Below are 8,623 nucleotides of genomic sequence, written 5' to 3'. Positions count from 1 at the left end.
ACGGGACCCTTGAACAGGCCGTGGTARTCGCTGCCTTCGGCGGCATCCAGCGCCTTGAGCGCCAGGCGGTTCTTGACCACCTTGAACGTGCCGCCTTCYTTGCGGAGGCGTCCACGCAGGTCTTCCATGTCCGCAACGGTCAGACCCAGGTTGTGGGTCACGACCACGGCGCCCGCGTCGGCGAAGACGCCCTTGAGCGTCTCGATCGACTCGGCTTTTTGAGCGCGGTCCATTGCGGTCTCCAGTCTGGTATTCGCCGCCGGGCTTATTCCCGACGACGGATTGGCCAAAGCGCGCCGCATCGCTGCGAAGCGTTCAGGCCGGTCGTAATGTCCGAAGGAGGCTCGAACCTCGTGCGGCCCGGATACCGGGTCGACGATNCGAAGCGTTCAGGCCGGTCGTAATGTCCGAAGGAGGCTCGAACCTCGTGCGGCCCGGATACCGGGTCGACGATGGCCGTCTGCATCCCCATCTCCCCACGGCGTCAGAGGGCTCTCTGACATTTATGGCCTGGGTGACCCCCACGCCCCGAAGTTCTCGGACAGGACCGCCGCGGCCGAAGCTGCGACGGAGAAGGCGCGCTCTATACACGGGCCGGCGCAGAACTCAAGCGCCGGCTCTTCCCAAGCGTCGCCGATGGGCGTCAGATGCCGCGAAACCCGGGGCAGGACCATGACACAGCCGAACGACGACGCGCCCTCCGTTCCGCTGGAGGCGATGGGCCGCGACAGTCTCGGCCGAGACGCCGCGCCCTGGCTCGCGCCGGCGCGCCTGGCCATCGGCATGCTGCAGGGCCTGGGTCTGTTCTGGTTGCACCGCGCCTCGGACGGCGTGGCGACCTGGCCCGCGACCCAGCCCCTGCTGTTCGGCCCCCTGCTGCTGGTCCTGGGCTTTCTGCCGGTCATGCTGCTGGCCGGCGTCAGCCGTCTGCGGCTGACGACCTTGGCCATCTGGGCCGGCGTCGCCGCCGCCTCCCTGGCCCTGCTCGGCCTTCACGACATCGCCCGCCAGAGCGCCGACACCCTGCAGGGCCCGCCCTTCCTGTCGCCCCCGGTGATCCTGTTCGCCGCCGCCGGCCTGTTCATCGCCCACCATCTGGTGGCCCCGGCGGACATGGAGCGCCGCCGCATCGCCAGCTACCCGGCCTATTTCGACACCGCCACCAAGTCGCTGGTCCAGCTGGCCCTGTCGATCGGCTTCACCGCCGCCTTCTGGGCCCTGCTGCATCTCGGCGCGGCCCTGTTCCGCATCATCGGCCTCGACTTCCTCGAGGACCTGCTCGGCAAGGACTGGTTCTACATCCCCGTCACCTTCCTGGTCTTCGCCGTCGCCGTGCATCTGACCGACGTGCGCGACGGGCTGATCCGGGGAGTCCGCACCGTGGCCCTGATGCTGCTGTCCTGGCTGTTGCTGGTGATGACGGTGATCGTCGCCGGCTTCGTCGCCGCCCTGCCCTTCACCGGTCTGCAGGGTCTCTGGGAGACCGGAAACGCCACCGCCCTGGTCCTGGCCGCCGCCGCCGCCCTCGTCATCCTGATCAACGCCGCCTACCAGGACGGCCGCCCGGACAACCGGCCGCCGGCGGTGCTGCGGGTCGCCGTGCGGGTCGCCGCCGTCCTGATCGCGCCCCTGGTCGTCATCGCCTTCTGGGGTCTGGCCCTGCGCGTCGGCCAGTACGGCCTGACGCCCGACAGAATCATCGCCGCGGCCTGCGCCGTCGTCGGCGCCGCCTTCGCGGTCGGCTACGGCTGGGCCGCGCTCAGCCCGTTCTGGCGCAAGGGCGAGTGGATGCGGCCTCTGGAGCGCGCCACCATCTGGACCGGGGTCCTCGCCCTCGCCCTGATCCTGGCCCTGTTCAGTCCGCTGCTGGACCCCGCCCGGCTCTCCGTGACGGATCAGGTCGCCCGGCTGCAGCGCGGCGCGGTGACGCCGGACCGGTTCGACTACCATTTCCTCCGTTTCGAGAGCGGCAAGGCCGGACAGGCGGCGCTGGCCCGGCTCGCCCGTTCCGGAAACGCGGACATCGCCGCCCGCACCCGTGCAGCCCGGTCGGCGACCGACCGACACGACCCGGCGCTGGGCCCGCGCCATCCCCAGGTCATCGAGATGTCGCCGGCGGGTTCGGCCTTGCCGGCCGATTTCCTGACCTCCGTGGAGGGCAGGGCGCTGCGCGGCTGCGACGCCGCGGGCGACTGCGTCGCCGCGCTTCGGGACGTCAACGGCGACGGAACGCCCGAGGTCCTGCTGGCCCGGGCCCATGGCGTCCAGGTCTTCGCCCGCATCGACCCGAACCGGTGGGCCGTCGTCGGCTCCTTCGATCCGGCCGTCTGCCAGGGACGGGAGTCCGCCGACCTGCGCGAGGCGTTCCGCGCGGGGCGGTCCGCACCCGTGGCGTCCGCCTGGCCCGATCTCGTCCTCGGGATCGACTCGCGCGCCCGGTTCACGCCTGACCCGGCGAAGTGCGGCCGCGCGCCCGTCTCCGACTGGCTTGACCGTTTCGGCGCCCGCGGGCCGGCGGCGGCTTCGGTCGGCTAGCCCCGGCCCGCCCGATCGCGCCGAATGCAGTGGGGCCCTTGACCCGCCCCCGATCCGGTTCATTACAGTCAGTTCATGAAATCGGGATCGGGGGACCCCGCGTGAATCAGGACGGACCACAGGCTGAACTGCTGCGCCGCGCCGCCGAGGCCTTGGCGCGTCGTGATCCGCAGTCCGCCCTCGGCCTTCTGGACCAGGCCGACCGGATCGGTCCGACCCACAATGGCGCCCTGAACCGGGCCGTGGCGCTGCGGCTCATCGGTGACTTCCATGGCGCCCTGATGGTGCTCGACGACGCCCTGGCCATGCAGCCCTATGATTTCTCGGCGCTGCTGGCCAAGGCGGCGATGCTGGAAAAGATCGGCAAGGGCCACGCCGCCGTCGACGTCTATCGGAATGCGTTGAAGATCGCCCCGCCCCGCGACCACTGCCCGCCGCCGCTGGCCGCCCAGATGGAGCACGCCGACAGTGTCGTGCGCCGCCACGCCGAGGCCCTGCGCGACCATATGAAGGCCGAGGTCGCCGCCCTGCGCGCCACGGTCGAGCCCGCCGCCCTCGACCGGTTCGACGAGGGGCTGGACATCTACGCGGGGCTGAAGACCGCGCCGAAGCAGGAACCCCTGCTGCTCGACTATCCCCGCCTCCCGGCCATTCCCTTCTACGACCGCGCCCTGTTCCCGTGGCTCGAGACGCTGGAAGCCGCCACCCCGCTCATCCAGGGCGAGCTCGAGGCCCTGCTGGCCTCGTCCTTCGACGAGTTCGCCCCCTATATCGCCTATCCGAAGGGCGCCCCGGTCAATCAGTGGGGCGAGCTGAACCACTCCCGCAAATGGAGCTCGCTCTGGCTGTGGCGGGACGGCGAACGGCAGGACGCGGTCTGCGAACGTTGTCCGCAGACAGCCGCCCTGCTTGAGTCGCTGCCGATGTGCCGTCAGGAGGGGTTCGCCCCGACCGCCGTCTTCTCGGCGCTCCAGCCCCACACCCACATCCCGGCCCACACCGGTTCGTCCAACGTCCGCCTGCTGACCCACCTGCCGCTGATCCTGCCCGGCCCGGCCCGCTTCCGCGTCGGCAACACCGTTCGCGACTGGAAGATGGGTCAGGCCTGGGTGTTCGACGACACCATCGAGCACGAGGCCTGGAACGACGCCGACCAGATGCGGGTGATCCTGATCTTCGACATCTGGAACCCGTGGCTGACCGACGGCGAAAAGACCCTGATCACGGCCATGATGCAGGCCCGACGGAGCTTCACGGCGGAGCGGTAGGGATTAGGGACTAGGGATTAGGGGGCGAAGGCGAGGGATCCCTGGTCCCTGGTCCCTGGTCCCTCGCTCCCGTTAACCCACCGCTCACCACCCCCCACAACCCGATCTTCACCTTGTGGGGCGTAAAAACGTCCCGGAATGAGCCAGTCCCGCTTCAACGAGGACCGGCCGCAACGTGATGATGAAGGGCGCCGCTCCATGGCCAGAACCGTTCTCGTGGTCGATGACGATCCGACCCAGCGCCGCCTCGCCCAGGCCGTGCTGGAGCGGGAAGGCTATGCCGTCATCCACGCCGAATCCGGCGGCGAGGCCATCGACCGCCTGACGAAGGGCGGCGGCGCCGACGTCGTCCTGCTCGACATGGTCATGCCGGGCATGACCGGCATGGAGGCCCTGGCCGAAATCCGCACGGCCGGGGTCACGACGCCCGTCATCGTCCTGACCGCGTCGGGCGGCGTGGACGCCGTGGTCAAGGCCATGCAGGCCGGCGCCCAGGACTTCTTCGTCAAGCCGGTCTCGGCCGAGCGCCTGCTGGTCGGCGTCTCCAACGCCCTGCAGATGACGCGCCTCACCGCCGAGGTCGGCCGTCTGAAGAAGCACGTCACTGGGCGCACCTCCTTCGACGATCTGGTCGGCCAATCCGCGCCCATGCGCATGGTCAAGTCGCTGGGGACCCGCGCCGCCAAATCCTCCATCCCCGTCCTGATCACCGGCGAAAGCGGCGTCGGCAAGGAAGTCATCGCCCGCGCCCTGCACGGCGCCTCGGACCGGTCGGGCAAGCCGTTCGTCGCGGTCAACTGCGGCGCCCTGCCCTCGAACCTGATTGAGTCCATCCTGTTCGGGCACGAGAAGGGGGCCTTCACCGGCGCCCACGACAAACACCCCGGCAAATTCATGGAGGCCAACGGCGGCACCCTGTTCCTCGACGAGATCGGCGAACTGCCGCTGGACATGCAGGTGAAGCTGCTCCGCGCCCTCCAAGAGGGCGAGATCGACCCCGTCGGCGCCAAGCGCTCGGTCAAGGTCGACGTCCGCATCGTCTCGGCCACCAACCGCGACCCGGCCCAGCAGGTGCGCGAGGGCGCCTTCCGCGAGGACCTGTTCTACCGCCTCAACGTCTTCCCGATCGAGGCTCCGTCCCTGCGCGAACGCCGCGAGGACATCCCGGCCCTGGTCGATCACTTCGTCGCCCGCTTCAACATCGAGGAAGGCAAGCGCATCGCCGGCTGCACGGGGGAAACCCTCGCCCTGCTGTGCGCCTTCGACTGGCCGGGCAACGTCCGCCAGCTCGAGAACGCGGTCTATCGCGCGATCGTCCTGGCCGACGCGCCGTTCCTGCAGCCCCACGACTTCCCCGCCATTTCCGGCCGCGCGACGCCGCTCGCCGGCGACGATGAGGCGGATCACCCGGAGGCCGGATCCGGCCCGGCCGACATCGACCTCCCCCCGCTGCCCGACACGCCCATCCGCATCCTCGACGAGCGCGGCCACCTGCGCACCCTGGAGGAGATCGAGCGCGACCTGATCCAGCACGCCATCGAGGTCTACGCCGGCCACATGTCCGAAATCGCCCGCCGCCTCGGCATCGGCCGCTCCACCCTGTACCGCAAGGTGCGCGAGCAAGGCCTGGAGGGCAGCCTCAGGGAGGCCGGCTAGGCCCGGCCAGGGGGGGCCGCAATTCGGCGCCGTCTTGGCAAAGCCCGAAGTCTGACCAAAAGTTCATTGGCCAGCGGTCGCCGGAACCCCGAAGACGAGTGCTCTGCGCCTGACCGCAACCCCCGGTTTCCCCACTGCAACGCGACGGAAACAGAACCGGGCCACGTTGCAGCTTCGTCGTCCTCCCCCGAAGGCCTTTCGCATGCTCCTCGTCACCACCGCCCTGTCCGGACTCATGGCCGGGGCGATCCAGGCCGCGCCCCCGCAGCAAGCCCCGCAGACGCCCGCGGCGACGCCGCCGGCCGCGGCCCGGCCCGCCGCTGCGGACCCCGACGCCTATGACCTCGGCACGGTGGTGACCACGGCGGCGCGCCCTCGCGGCAGCGTCAATTCCGACATCCCGCCCGACGTCACCCTGACCCCCGAGCAGATCCAGGCCTACGGCGCCTCGAACATCGCCGAACTCCTGACCTATCTGGAGCCCCTGACCCGCAGCTCGCGCGGCCGCGCCGACGGCCAGCCCGTGCTGCTGGTCAACGGCCGCCGCATCTCCGGCTTCCAGGAGATCCAGGGCATTCCGACCGAAGCCATCGAGCGCACCGAAATCCTGCCCGAGGAAGTCGCGCTGGAGTACGGCTACCGCGCCGACCAGCGGGTCGTGAACTTCGTTCTCAAGGCCAATTTCCGCTCGGTCTCGGGCGAACTGACCGGCCGCGCCCCGACCCAGGGCGGCCGCACCGTGGCCGAGATCGAGGGCAACGTCCTGCGCATCGCCGGGGCCACCCGCTGGTCGATGGACGCCGAATACGAACGCTCGACCCCGCTGTATGAATCCGAGCGCGACATCGTCCGCGATCCCGGCGCGACTCCGTTCGACCTGATCGGCAATATCTCGGGCCTTCCGTACCGCGGCTCGGGCGTTCCCTGCAGCCCCGCCTCGGGCGCCCCCTGCGACCCCCAGATCGACCCCGCCCTGTCGGTCCTGGTCGGGCGGCCCGTCCTGGTCAATCCGGTCCCCGGAAGCGGCGCGCCCAGTCTGGCCAATTTCGCCCAGGCGGCCGGCGACCCGCGCACCGGCGACCTCGGCGCGTACCGCACCCTGCTGTCCGCCAGCGAGCGCGCCACCGTGCGCGGCACGGTCAAGCGCGACATCAACGGCACGACCCAGGGAACGATCAGCGGCAATCTGCAGAACGTCTCCAGCCGCAGCTTCAACGGCCTGCCCGGCGTGGTCCTGACCCTGCCGGACGGCAATCCCTTCTCGCCCTTCGCCAGCGACGTGCTGGTCTACCGCTACCTCGACGACGCCGACGCCCTCGGCCGCGAGACCGACACCCTCACCGGGCGGATCGCCGGCATTCTCGACGGCTATATCGGAGACGACTGGCGCTGGACCCTGACCGGCTCCTACGACCGCGTCGAGACGGACACCCTGACCGGCCGCGGCTTCGGGACCACGCCCTTCCAGACCCGCCTGACCGCCAACGACGGGGCCGCCAATCCGTTCGGCCCCCTGACCCCCGCCGACTTCACCCGCCTGCCCGACGACACCGCCAACTCCGTGTCCCAGGTGCTCAGCGCCGAGGCGGTGCTGAACGGCGACGTCTTCGACCTGCCGGCCGGCGGCATATCCTCGACCTTCACCTTCGGCGCCGACACCCGCTCGCTGGACTCGACCAGCGTCCGCTCGGGCCTGACCACCGAGCGCTCGCAGTCGCGCGATCGCTTCAACGGCCAGGCCAGCTTCGGCATTCCCATCGCCAGCCGCCGCACCGGCGTCTTCCCGGCGCTGGGCGACCTGTCGGCCAATTTCAACGTCGGCTATGAGGAGCTGTCGGACTTCGGCGGCCTGTCCACCCTCGGCTTCGGCGTCAACTGGTCGCCGATCGAGCCCCTGTCCCTGCTGGTCAGCTACACCGACGAGCACGGCGCGCCCACCATCTCGCAGTTGAACGATCCGACCATCTCGACCCCGAACGCGCCGGTGTTCGACTTCGCCGCCGGCCCCGCCGGCGAGACCGTTCTGGTCACCCGCATCGACGGCGGCAATCCCGACCTGAACTCCGACAACCGCAAGGTCTGGAAGCTGGGCGCCACGCTCAAGCCCTGGTCCGAAACCGACTTCCGCATCCAGTCGACCTGGACCTACAGCCTGACGGAAGACGCCATCGCCGCCTTCCCGACCCTGACCCCCGAGCTCGAGGCCGCCCTGCCTGACCGCTTCAACCGCGACCCGGCCGGCAATCTGGTCTCCTTCGACGCCCGGCCGCTGAATTTCGACCGCTTCGAGCGTCAGGACATCCGCACCGGTTTCAACTACTCCCGCGCCTTCGGCCAGCCCGGTCCCGCCGCCACGCCCCTGCCCGGCATGCCCGGCGGCGCGCGCCCCGCGCCCGGCCTCGGCGCGCCCATGATCATCCGTCAGGGCGGCGACGGCCCCCGCGGCGACGGTCCCCGCGGCGGCCCCGGCGGCGGCGGGCCCCAGATGCGCATGGGCGGCGGCGGGGGTCGCGGCGGCGGCATGCAGCCCGGCCAGGGCCGCTTCAACCTCTCGGTCTATCACACGGTCCGTCTGCAGGATGAGATCGTCATCGCCGACGGCGTGCCCGTGCTCGACCTGCTGGACGGCTCCGCCACCGGCAGCCGCGGCGGCACGCCCCGCAACGAGATCCAGGGCCAGGCCGGCGTCTTCAAGAGCGGCATGGGCGCCTTCCTCAACGCCAACTGGCGCGAGGGCACCCGCGTCGACGGCGGAACCGGCCCCGACCTGGCCTTCTCGGACCTGGCCACGATCAATCTCAACGTCTTCGTCGACCTCGGCGGCCAGGCCGCCTGGGTGGCCAAATACCCGTGGCTGAAGGGTTCGCGCGTCCAGCTCGGCGTGCAGAACATCTTCGACAGCCGTCTGGAGGTCACCTCCAGCGCCGGCGACGCCCCGCTGAACTACCAGCCCGACTACCTCGACCCCCAGGGCCGGACCGTCAGCCTGACCTTCCGCAAGATCCTGTTCTAGGGCGCGCCCACCACAGTCCGTCACCCTCGGGCTTGACCCGGGGGCCGGACCGTCCGGCGCCCATCCGGGGACGGCGGTCTTCAACGGCCCGAGCCATCCCGGCCGCGCCGTGCGGGCCGACATCCGATCCTCGGGTCAAGCCCGAGGATGA

5 protein-coding genes are annotated in these 8,623 nt (G+C 70.5%); 4 read left to right on the top strand and 1 reads right to left on the bottom strand.

The annotated features are described in order from the left end of the window. On the bottom strand, nucleotides 1-233 hold a 233-nt coding region (gene rplJ, locus ASD25_RS16890), incomplete at its 3' end, for a 50S ribosomal protein L10 (RefSeq protein ID WP_082572507.1). A 439-nt stretch (nucleotides 234-672) separates the two neighbouring features. Between rplJ and ASD25_RS16885 the strand changes: the two genes are divergently transcribed. The 4 genes from ASD25_RS16885 (at nucleotide 673) to ASD25_RS31025 (ending at nucleotide 8,472) form a co-directional block, all read left to right on the top strand. Then, on the top strand, nucleotides 673-2,535 hold the full coding sequence (locus ASD25_RS16885) for a DUF4153 domain-containing protein (RefSeq protein ID WP_055832294.1): 1,863 nt from the start codon (nucleotides 673-675) through the stop codon (nucleotides 2,533-2,535). A gap of 101 nt (nucleotides 2,536-2,636) precedes the next feature. Continuing rightward, nucleotides 2,637-3,803 (top strand): aspartyl/asparaginyl beta-hydroxylase domain-containing protein, encoded by a 1,167-nt coding sequence (locus ASD25_RS16880; protein WP_235561823.1) that lies wholly within the window; start codon nucleotides 2,637-2,639, stop codon nucleotides 3,801-3,803. A 198-nt stretch (nucleotides 3,804-4,001) separates the two neighbouring features. Next, entirely contained in the window at nucleotides 4,002-5,459 is a 1,458-nt protein-coding gene (locus ASD25_RS16875; protein WP_055832292.1) for a sigma-54 dependent transcriptional regulator, read from the top strand. A gap of 202 nt (nucleotides 5,460-5,661) precedes the next feature. Beyond that, nucleotides 5,662-8,472, top strand: a complete 2,811-nt coding sequence (locus ASD25_RS31025) for a Plug domain-containing protein (RefSeq protein ID WP_055832290.1) — start codon at nucleotides 5,662-5,664, stop codon at nucleotides 8,470-8,472. Nucleotides 8,473-8,623: the final 151 nt, after the last annotated feature.

The sequence above is a fragment of the Brevundimonas sp. Root1423 genome (genome assembly GCF_001426805.1).
This window is presented reverse-complemented; position numbering and strand designations above follow the sequence as displayed.